Source organism: Variovorax sp. LjRoot84 (assembly GCF_964254305.1).
Lineage (GTDB): Bacteria > Pseudomonadota > Gammaproteobacteria > Burkholderiales > Burkholderiaceae_C > Variovorax.
Window position 1 is genome coordinate 4,814,751 of the sequence record NZ_CAXUTE020000001.1, and the last position, 26,128, is coordinate 4,840,878.

A 26,128-nucleotide genomic window follows, 5' to 3' on the forward strand; every position below is an offset into this window, starting at 1 on the left:
CGCCGTTCAGGGGTTGATGACGAAGTTGCTGAAGCCGCCGTTGCGCGTCGCGATGCCCGAGATCGCCTCGTTGATGCGGTCCAGCGGATAGCAGACATGCTCGAACACCGAGAGGTCCAGCGTTCCGGCTTCGGCCATGTCGGCCATGTCCTGGCCTTCGCCGGCCGTGAACCAGGCCGAACCCTCGATGCTCTGCTGCTCGTCCATCATTGTGTGTAGGTCCATGCCCACCATGCCCGCGATGGCACCGATGTTGAAGGCGCGACCGCCCCGCTTGAGCGCGCGAATGCCCTGCTGCAGGGTCTCGTGTGGCGCGCCCGGGCCCAGCGCGTCGATGAAGGTGTCCACGCCCAGGCCGTCGGTGCGCGCCTTGGCCCACGCGTCGATGGCCTCGCCGTCGGCGTTCGAGAAGACCTCGATGCGGTCCGGCGCCAGCGCCTTCACGCGTTCGAGCAGTTCCTTGTTGCGGCCGGTGCCGAGGATGCGCGTGGCGCCCATCGCCAGGCCGAACAGCGCGCCGCCGATGCCCAGCGTGCCGCTGATGCCGTTGATCAGCACGCTGCGGCCGGGCCCCACCTTCGCCTTGCGCATCGCCGAGTACATGGTGCCCAGGTAGCCGAAGCGCGCGGCCTGGTTGAAGCTCACGTTGTCGGGCAGCTTCACCAGCGCGTACTGGGGCGCGATCATGTACTCGCACAGGCCGCCATAGGGATAGTTCTTGTAGAGCTTGAGCGAGTTCTGCGAGAAGCCGAAGTAGCCGCTGAAGGCGTAGTGCGTGCAGTTGATCAGGTCGCCGTTGCGGCAGGCGCGGCAGCCGCCGCAGTACAGGCTCGGGTTCACGTACACGCGATCGCCCGGCTTCCAGGTATGGACGTGGGAGCCGACGGCCGTCACCTCGCCGGCAGGATCCAGCCCGAACACGGCGGGCAGCGGCGGCAGCGGCAGCTCGGGGAACCAGGTGGTCCAGTTCGCCAGGATGTTGCCCAGGTTCGGCACGATGCCGCAGGCATGCACCCTCACCTGCACGTCGTTGGCGGCGGGCAGTGGAATGGGCAGTTGCTCGATCTCCATCGGTGCGCCGACCTTGTGAAGTCGGGCGGCTTTCATCATCGACATTGGCGTCTCCTTGTTGAATGCACAAATCTGGTTTTGTGCATTTTTCTGCGTCGCGATGACGAATGCCATCCGGGAGAACCCTCGGTGCATAATACCTATTTTTATGCACAATTTTGTCTTCCTGCATTTGGAGACAACGAGTGAATCAATCCTTCGGCGAGCCCGTCGATGTCGCCGTCATCGGCTTCGGCCCGGTCGGCGCATCGCTGGCCGCGCTGCTCGGCCGGCGTGGCCGGCGCGTGGCCGTCTTCGACAAGTCCGATCAGATCTATCCGCTGCCGCGCGCCTTCGCGCTGGACCACGAGGCGCTGCGCACCTTCCAGGAGATCGGCATCGCGGGCGCGCTGGCGCCCCACATGACGCCCTATCGCCCCACGATTTATCAGGGCGCGGATGGCAAGCCGATCCAGCATTTCGACATGGGCCCCTCGCCCTACCCCTTGGCCTGGGCGCCTTCGTACACCTTCAACCAGCCGGCGCTCGAAGCCTCCTTGCGCCGCGCCGTGGGCGAGATGCCGTCGGTGTCGGTCCACCTGGGCCATGAAGTCACGTCGGTGCAGGAAGAAGGCGGGTACGCGATGCTGTCCGCGCGGGCGCCGGACGGCACGCCGGCACAGCTGCGGGCGCGCTACGTGGTCGCCTGCGACGGCGGCACCAGCCCCATGCGCAAGCAGCTCGGCCTCGGCCTGAAGAGCCTGGAGTTCGACGAGCCCTGGATCGTGGTCGACATGCACGTCAACGAGGACATGCTCGATCGCCTGCCGGCCACCAACATCCAGTACTGCGACCCGGCTCGCCCCTGCACCTACGTGGTGGGGCCGGGCACGCACCGGCGCTGGGAATTCCTGCTGCTGCCGCACGAGGCGGGGCAGCGCGAGATGCCGCACGACGCGATCTGGACCCTGCTCTCGCCCTGGCTCGCGCCGCACGAGGCGCGCATCTGGCGGGCCGCGACCTACCGCTTCCACGCGGTCGTCCTCGAGCAGTGGCGGCAGGGACGCGTGCTGCTGGCCGGCGACGCGGCGCACCAGATGCCGCCCTTCCTGGCGCAGGGCATGTGCCAGGGCCTGCGCGACGCCGTCAACCTGGCGTGGAAGCTCGACTGGGTGCTGCAGGGCGATGCGCCTGACGCGCTGCTGGACAGCTACGGCACGGAGCGCGGCCCGCAGGTCGAGGAAACCACCCGGACGGTCAAGCGCCTGGGCCAGATCATCTGCGAGCGCGACGCCGAACGCGCCGCCCAGCGCGATCGCGGCCTGCGCGAGCAGCAAGGCGGCGAGGTCAGGATGCAGTTGCGCCAGAGCCTTCTGCCCGGCGTGCGCCACGGCCTGATCGACGGCGGACACGGCGCCGCAGGGACGCCTTTCCCTCAGGCGGTGGGGCGGATCGGCCCGCAGGGCGCCGCGCAGATGATGGACGATCTGCTGCCCCGCGGCTTCCTGCTGTTCCTGCGCGATGCGCCTTCCCACGAACAGTTCGACCGCCTGGCCGCCGGTCTCCGGGCCCTGCATGCGAAAGCGGTCTGCCTGTGCGATGCCGACGATGTCGAGGGCCTGGTTGGCCTCGCAGAGGCCGATGGCGTCATCGCGCGTTGGTTCGAAACGCAGGACTGCGGCGCGGCGCTCGTGCGCCCAGACCACATCGTCTACGGCGTCGCCGCCGATCTCGACGGCGCGCAGGCGCTGCTCGAGCACGCCCGCATCGCGCTAGCAATCGCTTCGACCGCCACCCACGCCTTGATGCTGGATTGACCATGACCCAGAACCCACTCACGCCCTCCGATACCGCGTCGCTGCTGCTGGATCTCGAAACCCAGCGCTGCGAGGCGATGAAGCGAGCCGACTTCGCACGGCTGCGCGAGATCCTTCATCCTGGACTCACGCACGTCCACGCCAAGGGCCAGACCGACGACTACGAAAGCTATTTCCGCGCCGGCGGCACGCACGTCGACTACCGGCAGATCGACCGGTCGGAGCTCAAGGTCCAGGTGCTGGGCAGCACCGCCCTGATGACGGGCCGCCAGCTGCTGGTCGCCGTGCGCAAGGATGGCAGCGGTACCGTGCGTATCGACTCGCGCGTGATGCAGGTCTGGGTCCAGGAGGACGGCCAGTGGCGGCAGCTGGCATTCCAGACCACGCCGCTCGAGATGAGCATCACACAAGAAACGTGATCGCCGTCGGCCGCCCTATCGCGCTTCCTTGGGCCGGCTGAGCCAGTCCGCGAAGGTGGTCTTGCCGAGGCGCGCGCTCTTGCCCGGGGTGAGCGATCGATCGTCCAGCGCCGTGCCGAAGTAGAGCGCGGCGGGATCGGTGACCACCTTGCGAGCGTCTCCGGTGGCGCTCAGGAACTGGCCGACGAATTTGTCCAGGCCCAACGGCGCAGGCCCGGCAATCTCGAGCATGCCGTTGATCGGCGCTTCGAGCGCAACCTCCGACAGCGCCTCTGCAACGTCCTCCGCCGCCATGGGCTGCACGAGCGCCGGCGAGAGCCGGACCGTCTCTCCTTCGGCGCTCGTGTGGGCGATGCTTCCGGCGAACTCGAAGAACTGCGTCGCACGCACGATGGTGTAGGGGACAGGCGACGCCTTGATCAGGATCTCTTGCGCCATCTTGGCGCGGAAGTAGCCACTTTCAAGCAGCCGTTCGGTGCCCACGACCGACAGCGCAACGTGGTGGCCGACGCCGGCCGCCCGTTCCGCAGCAAGGAGATTGCGGCCCGAGGTCTCGAAGAAGTTCAGGACCGCCGCGTCCTCGAACGAGGGCGAGTTCGCCACATCCACGACAACTTGCGCGCCTGCCAGGGCCTGGGCCAGGCCCTCTCCGGTCAGGGTATTGACGCCTTCCGAGGGCGAGGCGGCGACTGCCTCGTGGCCTCGCTCACGCAGCTTTTTCACCAGCTTTGTTCCGATGAGCCCGCTGCCGCCGATGACTGCGATTTTCATGATGAAGTCTTTTCCGTTCAGCTTGTCTGTCAACCCACTGGACGGTCGCCCCATGCGGCCGTCCATGTTTATAGGACGTCTCGCAGCGCGGGTTTGTGACACTCGCAGTCGTATGCGTTCTTCATGCGGGCCGATCGTAGGCGCCTCGGCGCCGCGCGCGCAGGCTTAGGGCGCGAGCCGGATATTGGCGTCCTTGATGATCTTGGCGTAGATGGCGGCATCCGTGCGCACGAGCTTCTGGAACTCTTCCGGCTTGCCACCGCCCACCTGCAGGCCCAGCGCCTCGATCTTGGCCGTGACCTCCGGCAGGCGCAGGATGCGGTCGATCTCGTCCGAGAGCTTGTGCACCACCGGCGCCGGCGTCGCGGCCGGCAGGAACACGCCAAACCAGCCGTAGGGGTCGAAGGAGTGGTAGCCCAGCTCGGCGAAGGTGGGCACGTCCGGCAGCCCGGGCATGCGCTGCGTGCCGGTCACCGCCAGCGGGCGCATGGATTTGAGGTGCGGCCGGGCGCTGGCGCTGTCGATGAAGGCCGAGGCCAGCTGGCCGCCGACCAGGTTGGTCGCCAGCGGTGCGGCGCCCTGGAAGGGCACGTGCACCAGGTCGATGCCGGCCTGCATGTTCAGGAGCGCACCCTGGATATGCGAGGAGGTGCCGGCGCCGTAGCTGCCGAAGTTGTACTTGCCCGGGCTGGCCTTCACCATCGCGATGAAGTCCTTCAGGTTCTTGGCGGGCGAGTCCAGCGGCACGGCCAGCATGCTCGGGCTGCGCGCGATCATGGTGACGGGCGCCAGGTCCTTCAGCGGATCGTAGGGGAGCTTCTCCATCAGCATCGGCTGCTGGATCAGCGCGGTGATGGCGATGAGCAGGGTGTGGCCGTCGGCCGGCGCCTTGGCGACAAAAGCGTTGCCGATGGTGCCGCCGGCGCCGGGCCGGTTCTCCACCAGCGTGGGCTGTCCCCAGGCTTCCTGCAGCTTCTGCCCGATGGTGCGCGCCAGCGTGTCGGTGGCGCCGCCGGCGGGGTACGGCACGATCAGCTTCAGCGGCTGGCTCGGATAGCCCGTTTGCGCCACGGCCGGCGCGGCCAGCAGCGCGGCCAGGCCGGCGGCAATGCAGAGTCTTCGCATCTTCGATGTCTTCATGGTCTTGTCTCCTCGGGTGGGGTGGGGAAAAACTCAACGCATCGCTTCGCGCACCAGGTTGCGGGCGATGACGATCTGCTGGATCTGCGTCGTGCCTTCGTACAGGCGGAACAGGCGCACATCGCGGTAGAAGCGCTCGATGCCGTAGTCGGCGATGTAGCCGGCGCCGCCGAAGATCTGCACCGCGCGGTCCGCGACGCGGCCGCACATCTCGGAGGCGAACAGCTTGCAGCAGGAGGCCTCGGTCGAGACGTTGCGGCCCTCGTCGCGCCGGCGCGCCGCATCGATCACCATGCAGCGCGCGGCGTAAATCTCGGCCTGGCTGTCGGCCAGCATCGCCTGCACCAGCTGGAACTCGGCAATGGGCTGGCCGAACTGCTTGCGCTCGATGGCGTAGTTCAGCGCGTCGCGCAGCATGCGCTCGGCCACGCCGACGCAGATCGCGGCGATGTGGATGCGGCCCTTCTCCAGCACCTTCATCGCGGTCTTGAAGCCCTGGCCTTCGCGGCCGCCGATCAGCTGCCCGGCAGGCACCTTGCAGTTCTCGAAGATGACGTCGGCCGTGTGGGCGCCGCGCTGGCCCATCTTGCGGTCCTTGCGGCCGATGCTGATGCCCGGTGTGTTCGCCTCCACGATGAAGGCCGAGACACCGCCCGCGCCCTTGTCTTGCGGATCGGTGCGCGCCATCAGCGTGAAGATGCCGGCATGCGGCGCGTTGGTGATGAAGCGCTTGGTGCCGTTGACGATGTAGTGGTCGCCCTCGCGGATGGCCGTGGTGCGCAGCGAGGCCGCGTCGGAGCCGGCATCGGGCTCGGTCAGCGCAAAGGAGGCGATCAGCTCGCCGGTCGCGAGCAGCGGCAGGTACTTCTTCTTCTGCGCCTCGGTGCCGTCCAACAGGATGCCCTGCGAGCCGATGCCCACCGTGGTGCCGAAGAGCGAACGGAAGCAGGGCGAAGTCTGGCCCATGGCCAGCATCACCATCACCTCCTCTTCCATCGTCACGCCGAGGCCGCCGAACTCCTCGGGCACGGTCAGGCCGAACAGGCCGAGCGCCTTCATCTCGCGCACGATGTCGTCGGGGATCTCGTCGGTCTCGGCCACCTGCGCTTCAGCCGGCACCAGCCGTTCGCGCACGAAGCGCTCGACGGCGTCGAGCAGGGCTTGCAGGGTTTGCGGGTCGCGAATCATGGTCGGTTCCTCAGAGCGCTTCGGCCGTGCCGAGAACGGCGGTGGCCTGGCTGGACAACATGCCGCCGTTGCCATGGGCGATGGCGGTGTGCGCGTTCTTCACCTGGCGCTCGCCGCATTCGCCGCGCAGCTGCCGCACGGCCTCGATCAACGCGAAGATGCCGTACATGCCGGGGTGCACGCAGGACAGGCCGCCGCCGTTGGTGTTGACCGGCAGCCGGCCGCCCGGCGCGATGGCGCCGTCGGCGACGAAGCTGCCGCCCTCGCCCTTGGGGCAGAAGCCCAGGTCTTCCAGGAACAGCAGCGTGTTGATGGTGAAGGCGTCGTAGAGCTGCACGACGTCGATGTTCTTGGGCGCGAGCCCCGCCATCGCGAAGGCCTCGCGGCCCGACTGGCTGGCCGCGGTGACGGTGAGATCCGCCATCGAGGAGATCTGCCGGTTCCACACCGCGGTCGCATTGCCCAGCACGTAGACCGGCTTCTTCGACAGGTCGCGCGCGCGCTCGGCGCTCACCAGCACGCAGGCGCCGCCGCCGTCGGTGACCAGGCAGCAGTCGCGCACGGTGAGCGGGTCCGACACCATGCGGGCGCCCAGCACCTCCTCGCGCGTGAGCGGCTCGCGCATGAAGGCCTCGGGGTTGAGCCGGGCCCACGCACGCGCCGCCACGGCCACGTCGGCGAGCTGCTCGCGCGTGGTGCCGAACTCGTGCATGTGGCGCGAGGCGGCCAGCGCATAGGCCGACACCGGCAGCATCGGCTCGTAGGGATGCTCGTAGGGCTGCGGGTCGAGGAAGCGGCGTGCCGCCACGATCTCGCGCCGGCCGAAGGCGGCGCTGCGCTGGGCGCTGCCATAGCAAATGAGCACCGCGCTGCACTGGCCGGAGCGGATCGCCTGCATCGCAGGCAGCAGGTGCGCGATGAAGCTGCTGCCGCCCAGCATGGTGCCGTCGATGTAGCGCGGGTTGAGGCCGAGGTATTCGACCACCGGCAGGGCCCACATCGCGGCCGACGCGCTCGCGGTGCACAGGCCGTCGATATCGCTCATTGCGAGACCCGCATCCGCCACGGCCGCGCGTGCCGAGCGCGCCAGCAGTTCCATGTCGGTGAAGCCGGGCGTCTCGCCGCAGCCGAAGGTGGCGACGCCGGCGATCGCGGCGCTGCCGCGCAGGGCTTTGAGTCCGGCGCTCATGCAGCGGCTCCTTCGATGGCATCGAACAGCACCAGCCCGCGGCCGTCCTTCACCTGCACCCGCGCCCTGACGCGCTGGCCGATGCGCACCGCTTCGGGTGCAAGGTTGTCCACGCGGCTCATGAGCCGCACGCCTTCGTCGAGATCGATCAGGCTGACGTTGAGGTCGCCTCCATCCGCGGGTTTGCGCCGCACGGTGGTGACGGCATGCACGGTGCCGAGGCCGCTGGGCATCTTCCATTCCAGCGCCGCGCTGCCGCAGTGCGGGCAGCTCGCGCGCGGGTAGTACACATGGCGGCTGCACTCGCTGCAGCGCTGCACGAGGAAGCGGCCGGCGTCCAGTTCGTCCTGGTGGAAGGCCTGCACGCTGCCGGCGCCTTCTTCGATGGTCGGTGTCGTCATGCGCGTCCTCAGATCGGGTCCCAGCTGAACACGTCGGCCGAACGCTCCAGCTCGTAGAAGCTCGCCTTCAGCGCCGGCAACGCCTGGCTGGCCACCGTCTGCGGGGTCCAGCCCTCGCTGCGGTGCACCGAGCGCACCGGCCGCGGCTGGCTCATGAGGAAGATCTCGTTGTTGCGAACGGCGAAGATCTGGCCGTTGACATCCTTGGCGGCGTCGCTGGCCAGGCAGACGGCCAGCGGCGCGATCTTGGCGGGCGTCATCTGCTTCAGGCGATCGACGCGCGCCTGCTCCTCGGGCGTCTCGGTCGGGATGGAGCCGATCATCCGGCTCCAGGCAAAGGGCGAGATGCAGTTGGAGCGCACATGGAACTTCTGCATGTCGAGCGCGATGGACTTCGACAGCGCGGCAATGCCGAGCTTCGCCGCGCTGTAGTTGGCCTGGCCGAAGTTGCCGACCAGCCCGGAGGTGGAGGTCATGTGCACGTAGCAGCCGCTCTCCTGCTCCTTGAAGTGCGTGGCCGCAGCCCGGCTCACATAGAAGCTGCCGTACAGGTGCACCTTGATGACCGCATCCCACTCTTCCGCGCTCATCTTGTGGAAGAAGCGGTCGCGCAGGATGCCGGCGTTGTTGACGACGACATCGATGCGGCCGAAGGCCTCCACCGCCGTGCCGACGATGCGTACCGCGGCGGCCGGCTCCGACACGCTGTCGGTGTTGGCCACCGCCTGGCCGCCGAAGGCCTTGATCTCGTTGACCACGGCCTGCGCCGGGCCCGCGTCCTGGCCCTCGCCGCCCACCGAGGCGCCGATGTCGTTGACCACCACCCGGGCGCCTTCGCGTGCCATGGCCAGCGCGATGTCGCGGCCGATGCCGCCGCCGGCACCGGTGACCACGACGACCTTGTTCTCCACCATCCTGTTCATGCGTTTCACTCCTTGTCCGTGCGCGCCGGCCACTGGAAGGCCGGCGGCTCCTTGTCGAAAAACCGCTGCAGGGCCTTACGATGCAGCGTGGTCTGGAAGCACAGCGCCTGGCCGTCGGCCTCGGCCTCGAAGGCGGCTTCCATGGCGCCCGCGTCGAGCGCGATGCGCTTGACCAGGCCCACGGCCAGCGGCGAGGCGCCGGCAAAGCTGTCCGCCAGGGCCAGCGCCCGCGGCAGCAGCGCGGCCTGCTCGTGCTGCTCCATGGCGATGCCGAGCGCCAGCGCCTCCCGCGCGTCCACCTCCCTGGCCGAGAGGAACAGCTCGCGGGCGCGCTGCGCGCCGACGATGCGCGGCAGCGTGTAGGTGGCGCCGCAGTCCGGGATGACCCCGACCCGCATGAAGACCATGCAGAAGCGGGCACGCGGCGTCACCAGCACGAAGTCCGCCGCCAGCGCCAGGCTGAAGCCGGCACCGTAGGCCGCACCGTCCACCGCGGCGATGACGGGGCGGTCCAGGGACAGCAGCTCGCGGAAGATCGCGTGCGCGCCGTGCATGCGGGCTCGCAAGCCGTCGCTTTCGAGCGCGCCGGCGGCGGCGATGCCGCGCAGGTCGCCGCCCGCGCAGAAGGCGCCGTTGGCGCCGGTGATCACCACGGCGCGGATGCCGCTGTCCGCCTTGACCCGCGCGATGGCGGCCGCCAGGCCCTCCTTCAGGTCGGGGGTGAGCGAGTTGCGGGTGGCGGCGTCGTCGAGGGTCATCACGGCCGTGGTGCCGCGGCGTTCGTAGCGAACGGGGTTGTCGCTCATTCGGATTCCTTCCTTGCCGCGGCGCGATGCTGCTCCTGCAGCTCGCGCCAGAGGATCTTGCCGGTGCCCGACTTGGGCAAGGCGTCCACGAATTCCACGAGACGGGGCGCCTTGTAGACCGCCATGCGGCCGCGTGCCCAATCGACGATGTCCTGCTCGGTCACCTCGCCGCGGAAGGCGGGCTTGAGCGAGACGATCGCCTTCACCGCCTCGCCCTGCCTGGCGTCGGGCACGCCGATGATGCAGGCCTCGTGAATCGCCGGGTGCTCGTACATCATGTTCTCCACCTCGGCCGGCCAGACCTTGTAGCCCGAGGTGTTGATCATCCGTTTGAGGCGGTCGCGCATGAAGAAGTAGCCTTCCTCGTCCATGTACGCCAGGTCGCCGGTACGGAAGAAGCGCTTGCCCTCCAGCTCGAAGAAGGCTTCGCGGTCGGCCTGCGGGTTGCGCCAGTAGCCGACGGTGTTCTGCGGCGCGTGGGTGACCAGCTCGCCCAGCTCGCCCTGCGGAAGTTCCTTCAGCGTCTCGGGGTCCACGATGCGGGTGTCCACCCCCTGCGCCGGGATGCCCAGGCACTGGCGCTTGCCGCGCGCGAGCGGGTTGGCCTGCAGGAAGGAGGCCGTCTCCGTCAGGCCGTAGCCCTCGTTGTAGGTGATGCCGTGGCGCTGCTGCATCATCGTCGCCACCGCTTCCGGCATCGCCGCAGCGCCGCCGGAGAGCAGGGTCAGGCTGGAGATGTCGCGCTGCGCCACCTCGGGATTCGAGAAGAAGTCCAGGATCATCGCCGGCGGGGCCGTCCACGCGCTGACGCGGTGGCGCTCGATCAGCCGGGCGGCCAGGGCCGGATTCCAGCGTGGGAGCATCACCGAGGTGCCGCCCAGGAAGATCGGCATGTTCATGCCGTTCTGCAGGCCGAGCATGTGGAACAGCGGTGCGACCGCGAGCACCACCGTCTCGCAATGCAGGCCCTTCCAGACGTGCGAGGCGGCCAGCGAGGCGATCACCGTTCGGTGGGTGTGCATGCAGCCCTTGGGATGGCCGGTGGTGCCCGAGGTGTAGGGAAGGATGGCGAGGTCCGTGGGGCGCACACCCGGGTCGGCGCCATCGCCGGCGGCGGGCACGCAAGCCCAGCCTTCGCAATCCGGGCGCGAGATCGGACGCAGCGGAGCAAGCACCCAATCCGGGATCTCGTCGGGGGTGTCCCCCACGGCCTCGACGTACGCGTGCACGACGATCCGGTCGAACAAGCCCGGCTCGAAGTGCTCCAGCAGCTCCTGCGCCACGAACGCGATGCGCGCGCCGCTGTTCTCGGCGTAGTAGCGGACCTCCCGGGCCTTGCTCATGGGATTCACGGGCACCACGACGCCGCCCGCGCGCAGGACCGCGTAGCAGGCGACCACGAACTGCGGGCAGTTCTGGCTGGCCACCAGCACGCGGTCGCCGCGCTGCAGCTTGAGCGTGTCGCGCAGCCAGGCTGCCATCGCAGCCACGCGCTGCTGGAGCTCGGCATAGCGGATGACGCTGCCGCAGTAGACGATCGCGGCCTTCTCCGGATACCGCCGCGCCGCGACCTCGAGGTACTCCGGCAGCGTCGCCTGCGGCACGACCAGCTCGCGCGCGACGCCCTTCGGCCAGAAGCGGAAGTGCGGACCTTCGCCCTGGGCCATCATTGCTTCTCCATGGCCCGGGCGATGATCTCCTTCATCACCTCGTTGGCGCCGCCATAGATGCGGCCGACGCGCACGTCGGCATAGAGCCGCGCGATCGGGTATTCGTTCATGAAGCCGTAGCCGCCGTGCAGCTGCAGGCATTCGTCGACGATGCGGCAGCAGGCGTCGGTGGTCCACCACTTGGCCATCGCTGCGGTCGGCACGTCCAACTCGTTGCGCATCAGGCGGGCGATGCAGTCGTCGACGAAGGCGCGCGCCACCTGCGCCTGCGTCTCGCACTCGGCCAGCGTGAAGCGGGTGTTCTGCATCTTCAGCAGTGGTTCGCCGAACACCTGGCGGTCGCGCACGTATTCCAGCGTCTCGCCGATCGCGCGCTGCATGCTCGCCACCGCACCGACGGCGATCAGCATGCGCTCGCGCGGCAGCTGCGCCATCAGCTGCGGGAAGCCGCGGCCCTCCTCGGCGCCAAGCAGATTCTCGGCGGGCACGCGCACGTCGTCGAAGAAGAGCTCGGTGGTGTCCAGCGTCTTCTGGCCCATCTTGTCCAAGAGCGGCCCGCGGCGAAAGCCCGCCGTGCCTTCGGTCTCCACCATCAGCAGCGAGATGCCCTTGGCGCCGCCCGCGGCATCCGTCTTCGCTGCGACGCAGACGAGGCCGGCATGCATGCCGTTGGTGATGAAGGTCTTGCTGCCGCTGATGCGCCAATGGTCGCCATCGCGCCGCGCCTGTGTCTTGATGCGCTGCAGGTCGGTGCCGGCGCCGGGCTCGGTCATCGCGATGGCGGCCACCAGTTCGCCGCTGGCCATGCGCGGCAGCCAGCGGCGCTTCTGTTCCTCGGTGCCGTAGGCCAGCAGGTAGTGGGCAACGATGCCGCTGTGCACGTTGTTGCTGAAGCTCTGCGCCATGGCGCGCATCTGCTCCTCGCAGATCACCGCCTCGTGCAGGAAGCTGCCGCCGCCGCCGCCGTATTCCTCGGGGATGCTGGCGCACAGCAGCCCTGCGGCACCGGCCTTGGTCCAAATGTCGCGGTCGGCGTGATGCTGCACGCGCCAGCGTGTTTCGTTGGGAACGCATTCACGCTCGAAGAAGCGGCGCGCGCTGTCGCGCAGCATCTCCAGCTCCTCTGTCATCCACGGCCGGGTGGGGTTCATCACGGCCGGCCGCCTCCGCAAACCAGCACCTGCCCGCTGAGGTAGTTGGACTCCGGGATACAGAACAGGTAGACCGCGCCGGCCGCTTCCTGCGGCGTGCCGCCGCGGCCCAGCGGGATCATGGCTTCCGCGTTCTTCAGGATCTGCGGGTTGACGCCCACCTTGATCTGCCGGCCCTCGATGTCGATGCTGGCGCCGGCGCTGGCATCCGCTTCGGTCAGGCGGGTCTTGATCAGGCCGAAGGCGACGCTGTTGACGTTGACCTTGTAGCGGCCCCATTCCTTGGCCATGGCCTTGGTCAGGCCGTTGATGCCGGCCTTGGCCGCCGCGTAGTTGGCCTGGCCGGCGTTGCCGTACACGCCGGAGGTGGAGGAAATGTTGACCACCTTGCGGAACACTTCGCGGCCTTCGTCGGCCTCGCGCTTGGCGGCATCGCGGATGAAGTTGGAGGCCGCGCGCAGGATGCGGAAGGGCGCGGTCAGGTGCACGGCGAGCATGGCCTCCCACTGCTCGTCGGTCATTTTCTGCACCACGTTGTCCCAGGTGTAGCCGGCGTTGTTGACGATGATGTCCAGGCCGCCGTAGCTGTCGACGGCGGTGCGCACGAAGCGGTCGGCAAAGCCGCTGTCCGTCACGCTGCCGGCGCATGCGGTGGCGCTGCCGCCCGCGGCCACGATGTCGGCGACGGTCTGCGCGGCCGGTTCGGCGTCGAGGTCGTTGATGACGACGCTGGCCCCTTCGCTCGCCAGCTTGAGCGCGATCTCGCGTCCGATGCCACGGCCGGAGCCGGAGACGATGGCGACTTTGCCTTCGAGTTTGCGGTTCATGTGTTGTCTCCTATGTCCTGTGTCAATTCCAAGCGATGAGCGCCTCGCCCGTCAGCTTCTGTATGCCTTCGTGGTTGGCGGTCGCAATGTGCAGCCGCACGCAGTGCCGGCCCTCGTGTTCGAACTTCTCGGCGATCCTGCCGGTGCAGCTAATGCGCTCGCCCACATGGGTGATGGCGGCGAAGCGCACATCGAGCGAACGGATCGCCGACTGCGGCACCCAGTTCGTCAACAGCCGTCCCAGCCAGGCGGCCGACAGCATGCCGTGCGCGAACACGTCGGGCATGCCGGCGGACTTAGCGAAGTCGGTGTCCACGTGGATCGGGTTGTGGTCGCCGGAAGCACCGCAGTACAGCGCGAGTGCAAGGCGGGTGATCGGCGGCAGTTCCAACGTTGGGAGCATGTCGCCCGGCTGCAGTGCGTCCCAGGCAGGGAGGGTGGTGGTTGTCATTGCTGAAGGCCTCTTGATTGAGTGCGGGGGGCGGGCCGGGTCGTTCAACCCATGAACACCCACCACGCTTGACGGATCAGGACGGCGGGGCGCGCTGCGGAGCGAAGTAAAGGAGGAGGAGGCCGCAGGCCGCCGGGGGACATGAGCGGAGCAGCGCGCCCCGCCGGCCTGATCCCGCCCCGGAAAACGAGCATCGATCAAAGCCACATCACCCATTGCGCACCACCGTCACGCAGCGCAGCTCGGCCACCAACTCGTCGCGCTGATTGCTGACCCGCGTCTTGCGCACCACGAACTCCAGCGCGCCGCCCTTCTTGTCGTAGATGTCGTCGATGCGCTGCTGGAACTTCAGCGTGTCGCCGGCATAGGCCATCGCGTGGTAGCTGAAGCCCTGCTCGCCATGCAGCAGGCTGCGGTAGTCCATGCCCAGCAGCTCGCGGATGGCGGCCGGGTTGGGTGACTCCATCTCGAGGCAGAAGAGAAAGGTGGGCGGCACCGGCAGGCCCGGATGCCCCACGTCGCGGGCGGCGGCCTCGTCGATGTAGACGGGATCGGTCTGGCCCGTGGCCTTGGCGAAGAAGCGCAGGCGGCCCTTCTCCACTTCCACCTCGAAGGGCGGCAACGCGTGGCCGATGTGGCGGCGATCGATCATCACTGTCTCTGATAGAGCGTGACGACGCAGGCGCCACCGAGGCCCAGGTTGTGCTGCAGCGCGAGGCGCGCGCCTTCCACCTGGCGCTGCTCGGCCCGGCCGCGCAGTTGCCACACCAGCTCCGCGCATTGCGCGAGGCCGGTGGCGCCGAGCGGATGGCCCTTGGACAGCAGCCCGCCGGACGGGTTGGTCACCACGCGACCGCCGTAGGTGTTGTCGCCCTCGACGATGAAGCGCTCGGCCGTGCCCTCGGGCGTGAGGCCCAGCGCCTCGTAGGTGATGAGTTCGTTGGCGGTGAAGCAGTCGTGCAGCTCCACCACGTCCAGCTCCTCGGGGCCGATGCCAGCGGCTTCGTACACCTGCTTCGCCGCGGCGGCCGTCATGTCGTAGCCCACCAGCTTGCGCATGTCCTGGCTCTCGAAGGTGGACGGCGTGTCGGTGGTCATGGCCTGCGCCGCGATCACGACGCGCATGTCCAGGCCGTGCTTCTTCGCGAACTCGGCCGAGCAGACGATCGCCGCGGCCGCGCCGCAGGTCGGCGGGCAGCACTGGAAACGGGTGAGCGGATCGAACACCAGGGGCGCGGCCATCACCTCGTCCAGCGTCAGCGTCTGGCGGAACACCGCCAGCGGATTGCGGGCCGCGTGCTGGCGCGCCTTCACCGAGATGCGGCCGAAGGTGTCGCGGCGGATGCCGTACTGCGCCATGTAGTCGCGGCCGGCGCCGCCGAAGAACTGCGCGGCGCGCGGCGCTTCCGGGGTGAAGCCCTGCTTCTGCGTCATGACCTCCGCGAAACGCGCCATCGGCGAGGGCCGGTCGTCGTAGGCGCCCTTGAGCGCGCCGGGCTGCATCTGCTCGAAGCCGAGCGCGATGGCGCATTCCACCACGCCGCTTTCGACCGCCTGGCGCGCGAGGAACAGCGCACTCGAACCGGTGGAGCAGTTGTTGTTGAGATTGAAGACCGGGATGCCTGTGAGGCCGACGCCATAGATGGCCGCCTGGCCCGCGGTGGAGTCGCCGTAGACGTAGCCGACGTAGGCCTGCTGCACGAGTGCGTAGTCGACGCCGGCATCGTCGAGCGCGAGCTTCGCGGCGCGCGCACCCATCACGGTGTAGGGGTCGCTGGCACCGGGCTTGGTGAAGGGGATCATGCCCACGCCGACCACGTGGACGGGGCGCTGCATACGTGTCATGGAAGCTCCTGAATGGATGGAGGGAAGTCTCGGCCGCCGCGCGTGCTTCAACAATCGCGGATCGGCCCAAAACGATTGGCCGAAACGCTCATGCCGGGTCGCGGTAACGGAAGGTGCCCATGGCGCGTGCCGCCACCTCGCCGCTGGCGTCGGTGACAGTGGCTTCGCAGAAGCACACCGAGCGGCCGCCGCCGGTGGCGCGCCCTTCGGCCTGCAGCCGCCCGCTGGTCGGCCGCATGAAGGCAATGTGCATGTCGACGGTAACGACCTCGCGCGCGTAAGCCATGCGCGAGAGCGCGGCATGCGCCATCGCGCTGTCGAGCAGGGTCATCAGCACGCCGCCGTGGCCGCTCGCGTGGTTGTTCAGCAATTCGGGGCGCAGTTCCACCGACACCACGGCTTCGCCGCCCTCGGCGCGCTCGACCCGCAGGCCCAGGTGCTCGGAAAAGGGGACGTAGCGCTGCGGGCCGCTGCGCGGCCTGTCGCCCTCCTCCCGCTGCGCGCTTGCCAGGTGCAGACTCATGCCGTCTCCCGCTTCGATGCCGCAGCCGCCGCAGTGAAGTCGCGCGGGCCGGTCAACGCGAGGCCGCCATCGACCGGAATGACCGCGCCCGTGATGTACGAGCCCCAGTCGCTGGCCAGCAGCATGGCCATGCGGCTGATGTCCTCGATGCGGCCCAGGCGCTTAAGCGGCACGCGCTGCGCCATGGCGGCCATCGTCTCGTCGGTGGGCGCGAGGCGCTTCAGGCCCTCGGTGTCGGCGATCGGTCCGGGCACGATGGAGTTGATGCGGATGCCCTGCGCACCCCACTCCAGCGCCAGCACCTGCGTCAGCATGTCCACGCCCGCCTTGGCCGCGCACACGTGGGCCTGGAAAGGCGTGGGAATGAAGGCCTGCCCGGCGGAGATCTGGATCACGCAGGCGCCGGGTTGGCGCAGATGCGCGTGCGCCAGCCGGGCGACATTGAAGCTGCCCAGCAGGTCGATGTCGACCACCGTCTTGAAGGCGTTGGGCGACATGTCGAGCGCGCTGGCGAGGAAGTTGCCCGCGGCGCCCGAGACCAGCACGTCGATCGGGCCGAAACGCTCCGCCGCCTGCGCGAAGGCGCGTTCCAGCGCCTCGGGCTGGCGCACGTCCGCCGGGATGCCGAGTGCCTCGGTGCCGAGGGCTTCGAGCTGCTGCGCAGCCGTCGCCACCTTGTCGGCCGAGCGGCTGAGCACTGTGATGCGGGCGCCGGCGCGCGCGAAGGCCTGCGCGATGCCAAAGTTGATGCCGCTGGAGCCGCCGGCGGCGAACACGTGGCGGCCCTTGAAGTCGAAGGCGGAAAAATCCATGGTGTTCATTCCGGCTTGAAGCCGAGCTCGGTCAGCATCTTCGTGTCGCGCTCGAACTGCGCCTTCGCATAAGCGGCGTAGGCATCGCCATCGATCCATTTCGGCTGCATGTCGAACTGCTCCAGCTGACTCTGGTAGACCGGATCGGCAGCGGCCTTGCGGAAGGCAGCGGCCAGGCGGGCAGCGATCTTCGGGTCCAGGTTCTTCGGCGCGGCGAGTCCGACCGGCGAATCGATGACGAGGTCGTAACCGAACTCCTTCACCGTCGGCACGCCGGGATAGCGCGGGAGGCGCTCGGCGGTGAAGGTGGCCAAGAGCCGCACCTTGCCGCCCTGCACCTGCGCGCCGAAGCCGGGGTCGCCGTAGACGTCGAGGTGGCGGCCGACCACGGCGGTGAAGGCTTCGCCGCCGCCCTTGAAGGGAACCATGTTGAAGGTGGTGCCGTTCATGCGCGCGAGCCGCTCGCCGTAGATGCGGTTGATGCTGGTGGCGCCCACGGTGCCCCAGCTGATCGCGCCGGGGCGCTTCTTCGCATCGGCAAGCAGCTCGTCCAGCGTCTTCCACGGCGCGTCGTGGGCGACGACGATGCCGGTGACCATGCCGAACAGGCCGGCGAGGTACGTGAAATCGCGCAGCGGATGCCAATTGATCTTGTGCAAGAGCGGCGCGCGGATCACGGAGTTGTGGATCACGGCCAGCGTGTAGCCGTCGGATTCGTTCATCGTCGCCACCGAGCCCGGGCCGTTGATGCCGCCTGCGCCCGGCCGGTGCATCAGCACGATCGGCTGCCCGAGCTCGCGCGAAGCCGCCTCCGCCAGCGGGCGGAAGATCGGATCGAAGGAGCCGCCGGGCGGGAAAGGCATCACCAGCGTGATCGGCTTGGCGGGAAACGGGTCGGCGGCGAACGCGGGACCGGCCGCGGCTGCGGCGCCGAGCGCGAACAAGGCGCCGAGAGCCGAGCGCCTGTGCAGGGAGCGGGTGAGCATGTTCATGGTGTCTCCTTTGTGTGGGATTGGCGGTTCAGGAAGCCTGCGGCAGCGGCAGGTAGCGGAACGTTCCCTGGGCCTGCGCGACGATGCGCCCGCCGGCATCGGTGATCGAGGCGCGGCACCAGGCCACGCCGGCGTCGTGCTGCACGACCTCGCCGTCGGCCGTGAGCCGGCCGCGGCCCGGTTCGAGAAAACTGGTGTTGAGGTTGAGCGTGACCGCCGTGCGGGCGAAGTCGAACAGCGACACGGCGGCGCTGGCCATGACCACGTCGAGCAGCGTGACCAGCACCCCGCCATGCACCGCGCCGACGACGTTGCCGAGCTCCGGCCGCTCGTCGATGACGACGCGCGCACGTCCCGCTTCGGCGAACTCGCGCCGCGCGTCCAGCAGCCGCATGAAGGGCACGCGGCCGAACAGGTTGCGGCGGTCCCCGCCCACGACCGGCTTCATCCGCGCAACTGCTCGCGCAGCACGTTCTTCAGCACCTTGCCGGCGGCCGACAGCGGCAGCTCGCGCAGGAAGCTGATGCCGCGCGGGCACTTGTAGCCGGCCAGGCGCTCGCGGCACCAGGCGCGGAGTTCGTCGGCGCTGACGCCGGCATCGCCGGCCATCACCACCGCCGCATGCACCGCCTCGCCCCAGCGCGGGTCCGGCAGGCCGATGACCGCCGCGTGCAGGACCTGCGGATGGCTGCGCAGCGCGGCCTCCACCTCGGCGCAGTACACGTTCTCGCCGCCGGTGATGATCATGTCCTTCAGGCGATCGACGATGAAGAGATGGCCGTCGGGCAGCATGCGGCCCGCATCGCCGGTGTGCAGCCAGCCGTCGCGCAAGGCGTTGGCCGTCGCCTCGGGATTGCGCCAATAGCCCTGCATGATCATCGGCCCGCGCGCCAGCACCTCGCCCACTTCGCCACGCGGCAGCTCGCGGCCGCTCTCGTCCGCAACGATGATCTCGGCGCCGAGACCGGCGCGGCCGACGGAGTTCAGGCGGCCGAGCGCGCGCGCCTCGGGCCGGTGGTTCGCCGGCAGGTTGATGCACACGGCGCCCGCGGTTTCGGTGAGGCCATAGGCCTGGAAGAACTCGGCGTGCGGCCAGGCGGCCAGGGCGCGATCCAGCAGGTCGGGCGGCATCGGCGCGGCACCGAAGGCGATGCGATTCAGGCTGCGCACGCGCTCGGGCGCGAACGAGGGATCCTCGAGCAGCGCCTGCAGCATGGTCGGCACGACGATGATGTCGCCGATGCGGTGCTCCGCGATCGCCTCGATCACCGAAGCGGGACGGAACTGCGCCATCGTCACGCAGTGGCCGCCGGCGATCAGCTGGCCCACCAGGCGGCCGAGCCCGGCGACGTGGAACAGCGGTGCCACCAGCAGCGACACCGAGTCCGGCGCATTGTTCAACTCGGCGGCTCTCGCGATCGATGCGGTCCAGAAGTTCGCATGACTCAGCATCACGCCCTTGGACCGGCCGGTGGTCCCGCCGGTGTATAGGATGGCGGCGAGCGCGTCGCCGCCGGTGCGCGTGTCGGCCAGCGGATCCAGCCTGGCGCCCTCTTCTTCCAGTGCGCCCAGTGGCACCAGCGCAGGCCCGCCCTGGGGCGCGTGCGCCAGCAGCGTTTCGTCGACGAGCAGCAGCGAGGTTTCGCTGTCCTGCAGCGCGTGCGCCAGTTCGGGTGTGCTCCAGCGGATGTTCAGCGGGCAGGCGACGGCGCCCAGCCACCAGCAGGCGAGGATGGCGCGCACCAGCCGGTCGCTGTTGGGCGCGAGCAGCGCCACGCGGTCGCCGCGCCCGATGCCGCGCTTCGTCAGCGCGGCCGCATGCAGGGCCACGCCCTTCACCAGTTGCGCATGCGTGTGGCGGCGAGTACCAGCCTCGCCCAGGTGGGTGAGCGTGGTCTTGTCCGGGTCGCGCTGCAGCGCGCGATGCAGGCCTTGGGTGAGGTACACGATGGAGCCGCTTGCTTGATGAACGATGCGGCAAAGCTTAGGACGGGCCGCGGCCCGGACCCATGGCGAGAAGCGCCAAAGGGCTTGGCGAAACCGCTCAGCTGGAGGGAGTCACAGTTATTGAGCGAGCTGCGCACGTTCGCAAGACCGCGCGCACCCAGACTTGTGGCAGCATCCGGCCCAGGAGCGGTCCACGATTGGAACCAGGATGAAGGCATGAATAAGTCGGGCGCGAGCCAAGGCCAGTCGGCATCGGAGCTCGTCTCGAAAAGAATCGCCGAACTCGGGGACTGGCGCGGGGAAACCCTCGGCAGAATGCGCAAGCTCATCAAGGAAGCAGACCCGGACGTCGTCGAGGAGTGGAAGTGGATGGGCACTCCGATTTGGTCGCACGACGGCATCATCTGCACTGGCGAGTCCTACAAGAATGTCGTGAAGCTCACCTTCGCCAAGGGCGCGTCTCTGATGGATCCGGCCCGTCTCTTCAACTCGAGTCTCGACGGAAACGTACGCCGCGCGATCGACATCCACGAAGGAGAAGAAGTTGACGAGTCCGCCTTCAAGGCGCTCGTTGGCCAAGCGGTCGCCCTCAACAGTTCTGGCAAGTCGAAACCTTCGAAGAAGGCGAAGTCCTAGGGGATTCCGCCGGTCAGATCAGCCATCACTGGTCTCTGGAAGCTTCGCGATCACCTTGATCTCGAACTGGAAGCCATAGAGCCACGTCACGCCGACGCCAGTCAGCGTCGGGTGCGGCGCGTTGCCCCAATACTCCGGCACCACCTTCCAGATCGTTTCGAACGTCGATTCGGGATCGACGATGAAGACGGTTACGTCGATCACGTCGTCGAACGTGCAGCCTGCAGCCACCAGGATCGCGTTCAGATTGTCGAACGCGAGCCGGACCTGCGCCTCCAGGTCGGGCTCGGGCGAGCCGTCCTGGCGGCTGCCGACTTGCCCCGAAACGAACAGGAAGCCATTGGACCGGACCGCCGGCGAATAGCGATTCTTTTCGTAGAGCGCCTGGCGCCCGGGCGGAAAAACGACGTCACGCTTGGCCATGGATTGCCTTCTTGAATGGGTCGAAGCCGACCCGGTGATCACGATGAAGGGACTTTAGGGACCCATGCCTCCCGAATAAACGAGCAAGGCCAACAATCACTATTTGCAGAATCCAAACAATCTTCGAAGCATCTGGAGCAGAGATGGACCGTTTTGATGCGATGCACGCATTCGCTCGCGTGGTGGAAACACGCAGCTTCACCAAGGCGGCCGAGACACTTCATATGAACAAGACCAGCGTGACGCAACTGGTGCAGCAGCTGGAAGCGCGGTTGCGCGTCAAGCTGCTCAACCGCACCACGCGCAAGGTCAACGTCACGGCCGACGGCGCGGCTTACTACGAGCGCGTGGTGCGCCTGCTGGCCGATATGGACGATGCCGAGACCAGCCTGTCCAGCGCCTCGGCGTCGCCCAGGGGCCGGCTGCGGGTGGATGTGCCCAGCCCGCTGGCTCGCATGATTCTGGTGCCGGCGTTGCCGGCATTCCACGCGCACTACCCCGACATCCAGCTCGACATGGGCGTGAGCGATCGCATGGTGGACCTGATCGGCGAGAACGTGGACTGCGTCGTGCGCGGCGGCGAACTCACCGACCAGTCGCTGATGGCACGCCGCGTGGGCGACCTGCAGCTCGGGGTTTACGCGGCGCCGAGCTACCTGGAACGCGCCGGCACGCCCTCGCATCCGCGGGAGCTGGAGGACACGCATCACCGCATCGTGGGCTTCCTGTGGTCACGCAGCGGCAAGCCCTTTCCGTACGCCATGCACCGCGACGGCGAGAGCATCGAAGTGCAAGGCCGCTACGTGTTCGCGGTCGACGACGGCAATGCCTACCTCGCGGCCGGCTTGGCCGGCCTGGGAGTCCTTTGGCTACCGGACTACATGTCCAAGGCGCACCTGGCGCGCGGCGAGCTGGTGCCCCTGTTCGAGGGCTGGCGCTTCGATCCGATGCCGATGTACGTGGCGTTTCCGCCGAACCGGCATGTCAGCACCAAACTGCGCGTGTTCATCGATTGGGTCGCTGAGCTGATGGCACAACATGCGCCTGTCACCGTCCGACGTGATTCGTGACTTGAGCGTTGAACGCGTAGTTCGGCGACCCGGTCCAACTCGCGCACTCGCGCCCGATCCAGCGTCGCGTCGCCAAGGCGCGGCGAACCTTGCCAGCGACGGCTTTGGTCGGCATCATCGCGAGCGCTGAAGAAGGAGCCCGCTGATGAAACCGTGGATTCGCTACGCCGCCGCTCTCGCCACCTTCGTGACCGCGGCCGCCGCCGCGCAGGCAGCGGGCCTCGTGGGCAACACGCTGCCACCGGGCCTTCCTTCGATCGAAGACACCTCGCTCGCCCGGCCGCTCATTGGCTTCGGCGCCGCCGGGCCGGTGACGCGAACGCCGGTCATCTTCATTCACGGCAACAACGACACGCCGTTCCCCACCGCCTGCAACCCCTACGGGCGCGTTCAGGCGATGGCGCAATACTTCGCCGACAACGGCTATTCCACCAGCGAACTCTGGGGCGTGGGCTACCAGGGCGACCAGTGCGACCTGGCCGCGGACCAGACACGCCGTTCGAGCATCGCCCACACCAATGCGGCCAACGTGCCCGACCTGCGCCGCTTCGTGCGCGCGGTGATGGACTTCACGGGCGCCAAGCGGGTGGACATCGTCGGGCACAGCCTGGGCGTGACGCTCGCGCGTGAATGGATGCGGCAGGACGAGGTGCAACACATGGTGCGCCGCTTCGTCGCGATCGACGGGCCCAACCACGGCATCCTCAACTGCTCGCCCGACCCCGCCAACTACTGGCAGGCCCCGGCGGCGGGCGGCTTCACGCCTGCGAGCGACGTGTGCCAGGAACTGGGCTCGCCCGACTCGCCCTTCCTGCGCCTGCTCAATGGCCGCAACGGGCGCAACGAGAACGACGGGCCCACGCGGGTGCTGGTGATCCGCAACGGCGATGCCAGCTTCATCTACTTCTCGGTGCAGGACGGCTCGGTTGCGCCGGTGCCCGCCGTGGATTCGTTCGGCAGGCCGACGGACTTCTCCAGGAGCGCCAGCCTGCGCGGCGCGCGCGAGATCGTGCTCACGGGCCAGGGCGCCTACGATCCCATCTTGCGCACCGGGCACCTCGGCATCCTGAACTCGCCGCAGACCTGGCAGGCCGCGTTCGAGTTCCTGGACGACCGCTTCAGGGGCAAGGACGACTGAGACGAGCTCATACTTCAAGGCTCCTCGGCTGCATGAAGCTGCTTTGCTCGAGAAAAGGAAAAATGATGATGCATTCGACGTTGCGTTCGACCTCTCTTGCCGCCGTGTTGGCAACGTGCGTATCGCTCGCGCACGGTGCCGGCTTTGTGTTGACCAGTCCGAGCATCAAGGCCGGCAGCATGCTCACCGAGGCCCAGGTCTTCAACGGCTTCGGCTGCACGGGCAAGAACGTGTCGCCCCCGCTGAAGTGGAGCGGCGCGCCCAAGGACACCAAGAGCTTCGCGGTGACGGTGTACGACCCGGATGCACCCACCGGGTCGGGTTGGTGGCATTGGGTGGTCTACAACATCCCGGCAACGGCTGTCGAGTTGCCGGAAGGCGCCGGGTTGCCCGACGGTAAACAACTGCCTGCCGGAAGCGTGCAGGGACGTACCGACTTCGGGGCACCGGGATTCGGCGGTGCGTGTCCGCCGAAGGGCGACAAGCCACACCGCTATGTCTTTACGGTCTACGCGCTGAAGACTGACAAGCTCGACATTCCACCCGACGGTACCGCAGCGCTGGTGGGCTACATGATCAACGCCAACAAGCTTGCCGCGGCCACTTTCACAGCGAAGTACGGGCGCGCGAAATAGGCGTTGGCAACTGTGCTTGCCTCCATCAGCGTTCCGGCCCGTGCACCAGGCGGTACTCGCCCGGGGCCACGCCGGTCCACTGCTTGAAGGCGCGATGGAAGGTGCTGGCTTCCGAGAAGCCCACGCGGTTGGCGATGTCCAGGAGCGGCAGCGGCGTGTGCAGCAGGTATTCGATGGCGGCATCGCGGCGCAGCTCGTCCTTGATCTGCTGGAAGCCGCGGCCCTCCTCGCGCAGCCGGCGGCGCAGCGTCTGCGGCGTCACCGCGAGCGCCTCGCCCACCTCCTCCAGCGACGGCAGCTCGTTGCCCAGCTGCTTGCGCAGCAGCCGGCGAATGCGTTCGGTGAGGCTGCTGGTGTCGCGGTACTTCACGATCAGGTTGGCGGGCGAGCCGGCGAGGAATTCGCGCAGGCTCTGCGGCGACTGCACGACCGGCAGCGCCAGCCAGCGCGCATCGAACCACAGGCCGACGTGGGGCTGGCCATAGCGGATCGGCACCTGGTAGACGCGTGAGGTGTCGGTGCTCGTCTGCTCCGCCGTGTAGTCCACTTCCAGCAGCGGGATGCGGCGCGCCACCAGCCAGGAGAAGGCGTTGAAGGCGAGCAGCATGAAGGCCTTGACCGCATAGTCCAGCCGCGCGTCGGAGGCGCGCCGCAGCACGAACTGAACGTGTGCGCTGCCCTCGCGGACCGTGAGGCGCGGCACGAAGTCATGCAGGAGCAGGTGATACATGGCGAAGCCGTCGCGCAACGCATCGCCGAGCGTGGCGCAGCGCACCAGTTGGCGCATGCACTGGCCGAAGCTTCCGGGCGGCAGCGGGTGGCTCAGCAGGCCCCAGATCTCGTCGCGCAGTTCGCGCCGCAAGGCGCGGATCAGCAGCGCGTACTGGCGCTGCGAGATGCGCGCCAGCGGCGACTCCAGCAGCGAGGGGGCGATGCCCGCCCGTGCCAGCAGGGATGCCGCATCGAGCCCGCGATGGCGCGCGCCCATCAGGATGCTGTGCACCTGCTGGATGGCAACGGTGTGGTGGGTGAGCGTCATCGATGGCGGCCGCCGCGGCTCGGCCGACGATTGTAGGCAGGCGCCATTCAGTCAACGGCGCCTGCCGCCCGCAGCGCAGCCACGGCCGAGGCGTCCAGTCCTGCCTCGCGCAGGATCTCCTCGGTGTGCTCCCCGGCGTGCGGGGCCGGCCGCGGAGCGGACGGCTCGAAGCCGGTCATCTTGACGGGACAGCCGAGCTGCGGCGCTGCCGCATCGCCGCCCGCAACGCGCATGCCGCGCGCGCGGAAGTGCGGATGGGCGAGGGCCTCGTCGATGCGCAGCACCGGCGTCACGCAGCCGGCGCCGTCGTGGAACAGGCTGCGCCAGTGCGCGAGCGGCCGCGCACCGAAGATGGCGGCCAGCTCGGCGCGCAGGCCTTCCTCGGTCGCGGGGTCGCCGCTGCGGTGCAGCGGCGCGAGATCGGGGCGCTCCAGCGTGCGGCAGAGCTCCTCCCAGAACTTCGGTTCCAGTGCGCCGACCGCGAGCTGCCGGTCGTCGGCGGTGCGATAGAAGCCGTAGCAGGCGAGCGCACCCGTCAGCGCGCTGTGGCCAGTCTGCGGCACCTGGCCGTGCTGGTGCAGGCCGGCCAGCGGCAGCACCGCGTGGGCGAGCACGCCATCGGCCATGGCGATGTCCACATGCCGTCCGCGGCCGCTGCGTGCGGCATCGAACAGCGCGGCAAGAATCCCTGCCACCGCCGTCATGGTGCCTCCCAGCAGATCGGCCACCGGCAGGTTCGACAGGGCCGGCCCCGCGGCGTTGCCGATCTGGTCGGCCACGCCGGCCAGCGCCGCGTAGTTCAGGTCGTGTCCCGGCGTGTCGCGCAACGGCCCGGTCTGGCCGAAGCCGCTGATGCTGCAGTAGACGATGCGCGGGTTGACGGCCGCCACCGCTTCGTAGCCCACTCCCAGCCGCTGCATCACGCCGGGCCGGAAGCCTTCCACCAGCACGTCGGCATCGCGGCACAGGCGCAGCAGCGTGGCCACGCCATCGGCGTGCTTGAGGTCGATGCGGATCGCGCGCTTGTTGCGGTTGACGAGCGCGCGCACGGCGGGGCTGGCGTAGTCGCCGGCGCCGGTGTCCTCGATCTTGACGACGTCGGCGCCGAGGTCGGCGAGGTGCATCGCGCCGAGCGGGCCCGGCAGCAGCCGGGTCAGGTCCAGCACGCGCACGCCTGCCAGCGGTGCGCCGCCGGGTGCGCGCGCCGGGGATTCAGGGGAAGAGCTCATGAGGTCTGCAATCTAAACGGCGCGCAACACCCCGGC

At 68.6% G+C, this 26,128-nt stretch carries 28 protein-coding genes; 6 read left to right on the forward strand and 22 right to left on the reverse strand.

Annotation, left to right across the window (positions count from 1 at the left end; all coding sequences use genetic code 11):
* Positions 1–6 precede the first annotated feature (6 nt).
* Positions 7–1,116 (reverse strand): alcohol dehydrogenase catalytic domain-containing protein, encoded by a 1,110-nt coding sequence (locus ACSQ9I_RS23930; RefSeq protein ID WP_436314699.1) that lies wholly within the window; start codon positions 1,114–1,116, stop codon positions 7–9.
* 140 nt (positions 1,117–1,256) lie between these two features.
* Here ACSQ9I_RS23930 and ACSQ9I_RS23935 point away from each other — a divergent pair, with 140 nt between their 5' ends.
* Positions 1,257–2,867, forward strand: a complete 1,611-nt coding sequence (locus ACSQ9I_RS23935; RefSeq protein WP_436314700.1) for a bifunctional 3-(3-hydroxy-phenyl)propionate/3-hydroxycinnamic acid hydroxylase — start codon at positions 1,257–1,259, stop codon at positions 2,865–2,867.
* A gap of 2 nt (positions 2,868–2,869) precedes the next feature.
* On the forward strand, positions 2,870–3,286 hold the full coding sequence (locus tag ACSQ9I_RS23940; RefSeq protein ID WP_436314701.1) for a nuclear transport factor 2 family protein: 417 nt from the start codon (positions 2,870–2,872) through the stop codon (positions 3,284–3,286).
* A gap of 15 nt (positions 3,287–3,301) precedes the next feature.
* Here the strand turns inward: ACSQ9I_RS23940 and ACSQ9I_RS23945 are convergent, their stop codons facing one another.
* The 18 genes from ACSQ9I_RS23945 to ACSQ9I_RS24030 all read right to left on the reverse strand — a co-directional run bounded on the left by ACSQ9I_RS23945 (position 3,302) and on the right by ACSQ9I_RS24030 (position 19,922).
* Positions 3,302–4,057 carry an SDR family oxidoreductase gene (locus ACSQ9I_RS23945; protein WP_436315816.1) on the reverse strand — a complete coding sequence of 252 codons (756 nt, stop codon included), beginning with the start codon at positions 4,055–4,057 and terminating at the stop codon, positions 3,302–3,304.
* A gap of 165 nt (positions 4,058–4,222) precedes the next feature.
* Positions 4,223–5,197 (reverse strand): Bug family tripartite tricarboxylate transporter substrate binding protein, encoded by a 975-nt coding sequence (locus ACSQ9I_RS23950; protein ID WP_436314702.1) that lies wholly within the window; start codon positions 5,195–5,197, stop codon positions 4,223–4,225.
* 33 nt (positions 5,198–5,230) lie between these two features.
* Positions 5,231–6,385 (reverse strand): acyl-CoA dehydrogenase family protein, encoded by a 1,155-nt coding sequence (locus ACSQ9I_RS23955; RefSeq protein WP_436305255.1) that lies wholly within the window; start codon positions 6,383–6,385, stop codon positions 5,231–5,233.
* Between the two features lie 10 nt (positions 6,386–6,395).
* Positions 6,396–7,574 carry a thiolase gene (locus ACSQ9I_RS23960; protein WP_436314703.1) on the reverse strand — a complete coding sequence of 393 codons (1,179 nt, stop codon included), beginning with the start codon at positions 7,572–7,574 and terminating at the stop codon, positions 6,396–6,398.
* Complete coding sequence (locus ACSQ9I_RS23965; protein ID WP_436314704.1) at positions 7,571–7,975, reverse strand: Zn-ribbon domain-containing OB-fold protein; 405 nt, start codon at positions 7,973–7,975, stop codon at positions 7,571–7,573. Before ACSQ9I_RS23965 ends, ACSQ9I_RS23960 begins: the two co-directional genes overlap by 4 nt.
* Positions 7,976–7,983: 8 nt before the next feature.
* Complete coding sequence (locus tag ACSQ9I_RS23970) at positions 7,984–8,889, reverse strand: SDR family NAD(P)-dependent oxidoreductase (RefSeq protein WP_436315817.1); 906 nt, start codon at positions 8,887–8,889, stop codon at positions 7,984–7,986.
* A 14-nt stretch (positions 8,890–8,903) separates the two neighbouring features.
* Entirely contained in the window at positions 8,904–9,704 is an 801-nt protein-coding gene (locus tag ACSQ9I_RS23975; RefSeq protein WP_436314706.1) for an enoyl-CoA hydratase/isomerase family protein, read from the reverse strand.
* Complete coding sequence (locus ACSQ9I_RS23980) at positions 9,701–11,374, reverse strand: long-chain-fatty-acid--CoA ligase (RefSeq protein ID WP_436314707.1); 1,674 nt, start codon at positions 11,372–11,374, stop codon at positions 9,701–9,703. Before ACSQ9I_RS23980 ends, ACSQ9I_RS23975 begins: the two co-directional genes overlap by 4 nt.
* Positions 11,371–12,525 (reverse strand): acyl-CoA dehydrogenase family protein, encoded by a 1,155-nt coding sequence (locus ACSQ9I_RS23985; protein WP_436315818.1) that lies wholly within the window; start codon positions 12,523–12,525, stop codon positions 11,371–11,373. Before ACSQ9I_RS23985 ends, ACSQ9I_RS23980 begins: the two co-directional genes overlap by 4 nt.
* Positions 12,525–13,352 (reverse strand): SDR family NAD(P)-dependent oxidoreductase, encoded by an 828-nt coding sequence (locus ACSQ9I_RS23990; RefSeq protein WP_093111950.1) that lies wholly within the window; start codon positions 13,350–13,352, stop codon positions 12,525–12,527. Before ACSQ9I_RS23990 ends, ACSQ9I_RS23985 begins: the two co-directional genes overlap by 1 nt.
* A 22-nt stretch (positions 13,353–13,374) precedes the next feature.
* Entirely contained in the window at positions 13,375–13,803 is a 429-nt protein-coding gene (locus ACSQ9I_RS23995) for a MaoC family dehydratase (protein WP_436314708.1), read from the reverse strand.
* A 208-nt stretch (positions 13,804–14,011) separates the two neighbouring features.
* Positions 14,012–14,455, reverse strand: a complete 444-nt coding sequence (locus ACSQ9I_RS24000) for a MaoC family dehydratase N-terminal domain-containing protein (RefSeq protein WP_436314709.1) — start codon at positions 14,453–14,455, stop codon at positions 14,012–14,014.
* Complete coding sequence (locus ACSQ9I_RS24005) at positions 14,455–15,639, reverse strand: lipid-transfer protein (protein ID WP_436296626.1); 1,185 nt, start codon at positions 15,637–15,639, stop codon at positions 14,455–14,457. The genes ACSQ9I_RS24000 and ACSQ9I_RS24005 overlap by 1 nt, the downstream gene beginning before the upstream one ends.
* A 97-nt stretch (positions 15,640–15,736) precedes the next feature.
* Positions 15,737–16,171, reverse strand: coding sequence for a PaaI family thioesterase (locus ACSQ9I_RS24010; RefSeq protein WP_436296493.1), 435 nt, complete (start codon positions 16,169–16,171; stop codon positions 15,737–15,739).
* Complete coding sequence (locus ACSQ9I_RS24015; protein ID WP_436314710.1) at positions 16,168–16,983, reverse strand: SDR family oxidoreductase; 816 nt, start codon at positions 16,981–16,983, stop codon at positions 16,168–16,170. Before ACSQ9I_RS24015 ends, ACSQ9I_RS24010 begins: the two co-directional genes overlap by 4 nt.
* A gap of 5 nt (positions 16,984–16,988) precedes the next feature.
* Positions 16,989–17,975, reverse strand: a complete 987-nt coding sequence (locus tag ACSQ9I_RS24020) for a tripartite tricarboxylate transporter substrate binding protein (protein WP_436314711.1) — start codon at positions 17,973–17,975, stop codon at positions 16,989–16,991.
* A 28-nt stretch (positions 17,976–18,003) separates the two neighbouring features.
* Positions 18,004–18,423 (reverse strand): PaaI family thioesterase, encoded by a 420-nt coding sequence (locus tag ACSQ9I_RS24025; RefSeq protein WP_436296496.1) that lies wholly within the window; start codon positions 18,421–18,423, stop codon positions 18,004–18,006.
* The gene (locus ACSQ9I_RS24030) at positions 18,420–19,922 is read right to left on the reverse strand and encodes a class I adenylate-forming enzyme family protein (RefSeq protein ID WP_436314712.1); all 1,503 of its coding nucleotides are present in this window, start codon (positions 19,920–19,922) and stop codon (positions 18,420–18,422) included. The genes ACSQ9I_RS24025 and ACSQ9I_RS24030 overlap by 4 nt, the downstream gene beginning before the upstream one ends.
* Before the next feature lie 216 nt (positions 19,923–20,138).
* Here ACSQ9I_RS24030 and ACSQ9I_RS24035 point away from each other — a divergent pair, with 216 nt between their 5' ends.
* Positions 20,139–20,558: a DUF1801 domain-containing protein gene (locus tag ACSQ9I_RS24035; RefSeq protein ID WP_436314713.1), complete on the forward strand. Its 420-nt coding sequence runs from the start codon at positions 20,139–20,141 to the stop codon at positions 20,556–20,558.
* Between the two features lie 18 nt (positions 20,559–20,576).
* Here the strand turns inward: ACSQ9I_RS24035 and ACSQ9I_RS24040 are convergent, their stop codons facing one another.
* The gene (locus ACSQ9I_RS24040; protein WP_436314714.1) at positions 20,577–20,981 is read right to left on the reverse strand and encodes a RidA family protein; all 405 of its coding nucleotides are present in this window, start codon (positions 20,979–20,981) and stop codon (positions 20,577–20,579) included.
* 143 nt (positions 20,982–21,124) lie between these two features.
* Here ACSQ9I_RS24040 and ACSQ9I_RS24045 point away from each other — a divergent pair, with 143 nt between their 5' ends.
* From ACSQ9I_RS24045 to ACSQ9I_RS24055, 3 genes are all read left to right on the forward strand, one after another.
* Positions 21,125–22,051, forward strand: coding sequence for a LysR family transcriptional regulator (locus tag ACSQ9I_RS24045; RefSeq protein WP_436314715.1), 927 nt, complete (start codon positions 21,125–21,127; stop codon positions 22,049–22,051).
* Between the two features lie 145 nt (positions 22,052–22,196).
* The gene (locus tag ACSQ9I_RS24050; RefSeq protein ID WP_436314717.1) at positions 22,197–23,189 is read left to right on the forward strand and encodes a hypothetical protein; all 993 of its coding nucleotides are present in this window, start codon (positions 22,197–22,199) and stop codon (positions 23,187–23,189) included.
* A gap of 32 nt (positions 23,190–23,221) precedes the next feature.
* Positions 23,222–23,824: a YbhB/YbcL family Raf kinase inhibitor-like protein gene (locus ACSQ9I_RS24055; protein WP_436314718.1), complete on the forward strand. Its 603-nt coding sequence runs from the start codon at positions 23,222–23,224 to the stop codon at positions 23,822–23,824.
* A gap of 25 nt (positions 23,825–23,849) precedes the next feature.
* Here ACSQ9I_RS24055 and ACSQ9I_RS24060 read toward each other — a convergent pair whose 3' ends face one another.
* Both ACSQ9I_RS24060 and ACSQ9I_RS24065 read right to left on the reverse strand, forming a co-directional pair.
* A complete protein-coding gene (locus ACSQ9I_RS24060) occupies positions 23,850–24,863 on the reverse strand; it encodes an AraC family transcriptional regulator (protein WP_436314719.1) in 1,014 nt (337 codons plus the stop codon).
* A gap of 47 nt (positions 24,864–24,910) precedes the next feature.
* On the reverse strand, positions 24,911–26,092 hold the full coding sequence (locus ACSQ9I_RS24065; RefSeq protein WP_436305271.1) for a CaiB/BaiF CoA transferase family protein: 1,182 nt from the start codon (positions 26,090–26,092) through the stop codon (positions 24,911–24,913).
* Positions 26,093–26,128: the final 36 nt, after the last annotated feature.

Excerpts from the sequence above, each read along its gene's own strand:
- ACSQ9I_RS23930 (WP_436314699.1), bottom strand. The coding sequence starts at position 1,116 with ATGTCGATGATGAAAGCCGCCCGACTTCACAAGGTCGGCGCACCGATG.
- ACSQ9I_RS23940 (WP_436314701.1), top strand. The coding sequence starts at position 2,870 with ATGACCCAGAACCCACTCACGCCCTCCGATACCGCGTCGCTGCTGCTG.
- ACSQ9I_RS23945 (WP_436315816.1), bottom strand. The coding sequence starts at position 4,057 with ATGAAAATCGCAGTCATCGGCGGCAGCGGGCTCATCGGAACAAAGCTG.
- ACSQ9I_RS23950 (WP_436314702.1), bottom strand. The coding sequence starts at position 5,197 with ATGAAGACATCGAAGATGCGAAGACTCTGCATTGCCGCCGGCCTGGCC.
- ACSQ9I_RS23955 (WP_436305255.1), bottom strand. The coding sequence starts at position 6,385 with ATGATTCGCGACCCGCAAACCCTGCAAGCCCTGCTCGACGCCGTCGAG.
- ACSQ9I_RS23960 (WP_436314703.1), bottom strand. The coding sequence starts at position 7,574 with ATGAGCGCCGGACTCAAAGCCCTGCGCGGCAGCGCCGCGATCGCCGGC.
- ACSQ9I_RS23965 (WP_436314704.1), bottom strand. The coding sequence starts at position 7,975 with ATGACGACACCGACCATCGAAGAAGGCGCCGGCAGCGTGCAGGCCTTC.
- ACSQ9I_RS23970 (WP_436315817.1), bottom strand. The coding sequence starts at position 8,889 with ATGGTGGAGAACAAGGTCGTCGTGGTCACCGGTGCCGGCGGCGGCATC.
- ACSQ9I_RS23975 (WP_436314706.1), bottom strand. The coding sequence starts at position 9,704 with ATGAGCGACAACCCCGTTCGCTACGAACGCCGCGGCACCACGGCCGTG.
- ACSQ9I_RS23980 (WP_436314707.1), bottom strand. The coding sequence starts at position 11,374 with ATGATGGCCCAGGGCGAAGGTCCGCACTTCCGCTTCTGGCCGAAGGGC.
- ACSQ9I_RS23985 (WP_436315818.1), bottom strand. The coding sequence starts at position 12,525 with ATGAACCCCACCCGGCCGTGGATGACAGAGGAGCTGGAGATGCTGCGC.
- ACSQ9I_RS23990 (WP_093111950.1), bottom strand. The coding sequence starts at position 13,352 with ATGAACCGCAAACTCGAAGGCAAAGTCGCCATCGTCTCCGGCTCCGGC.
- ACSQ9I_RS23995 (WP_436314708.1), bottom strand. The coding sequence starts at position 13,803 with ATGACAACCACCACCCTCCCTGCCTGGGACGCACTGCAGCCGGGCGAC.
- ACSQ9I_RS24000 (WP_436314709.1), bottom strand. The coding sequence starts at position 14,455 with ATGATCGATCGCCGCCACATCGGCCACGCGTTGCCGCCCTTCGAGGTG.
- ACSQ9I_RS24005 (WP_436296626.1), bottom strand. The coding sequence starts at position 15,639 with ATGCAGCGCCCCGTCCACGTGGTCGGCGTGGGCATGATCCCCTTCACC.
- ACSQ9I_RS24010 (WP_436296493.1), bottom strand. The coding sequence starts at position 16,171 with ATGAGTCTGCACCTGGCAAGCGCGCAGCGGGAGGAGGGCGACAGGCCG.
- ACSQ9I_RS24015 (WP_436314710.1), bottom strand. The coding sequence starts at position 16,983 with ATGGATTTTTCCGCCTTCGACTTCAAGGGCCGCCACGTGTTCGCCGCC.
- ACSQ9I_RS24020 (WP_436314711.1), bottom strand. The coding sequence starts at position 17,975 with ATGAACATGCTCACCCGCTCCCTGCACAGGCGCTCGGCTCTCGGCGCC.
- ACSQ9I_RS24025 (WP_436296496.1), bottom strand. The coding sequence starts at position 18,423 with ATGAAGCCGGTCGTGGGCGGGGACCGCCGCAACCTGTTCGGCCGCGTG.
- ACSQ9I_RS24035 (WP_436314713.1), top strand. The coding sequence starts at position 20,139 with ATGAATAAGTCGGGCGCGAGCCAAGGCCAGTCGGCATCGGAGCTCGTC.
- ACSQ9I_RS24040 (WP_436314714.1), bottom strand. The coding sequence starts at position 20,981 with ATGGCCAAGCGTGACGTCGTTTTTCCGCCCGGGCGCCAGGCGCTCTAC.
- ACSQ9I_RS24045 (WP_436314715.1), top strand. The coding sequence starts at position 21,125 with ATGGACCGTTTTGATGCGATGCACGCATTCGCTCGCGTGGTGGAAACA.
- ACSQ9I_RS24050 (WP_436314717.1), top strand. The coding sequence starts at position 22,197 with ATGAAACCGTGGATTCGCTACGCCGCCGCTCTCGCCACCTTCGTGACC.
- ACSQ9I_RS24055 (WP_436314718.1), top strand. The coding sequence starts at position 23,222 with ATGAAGCTGCTTTGCTCGAGAAAAGGAAAAATGATGATGCATTCGACG.
- ACSQ9I_RS24060 (WP_436314719.1), bottom strand. The coding sequence starts at position 24,863 with ATGACGCTCACCCACCACACCGTTGCCATCCAGCAGGTGCACAGCATC.
- ACSQ9I_RS24065 (WP_436305271.1), bottom strand. The coding sequence starts at position 26,092 with ATGAGCTCTTCCCCTGAATCCCCGGCGCGCGCACCCGGCGGCGCACCG.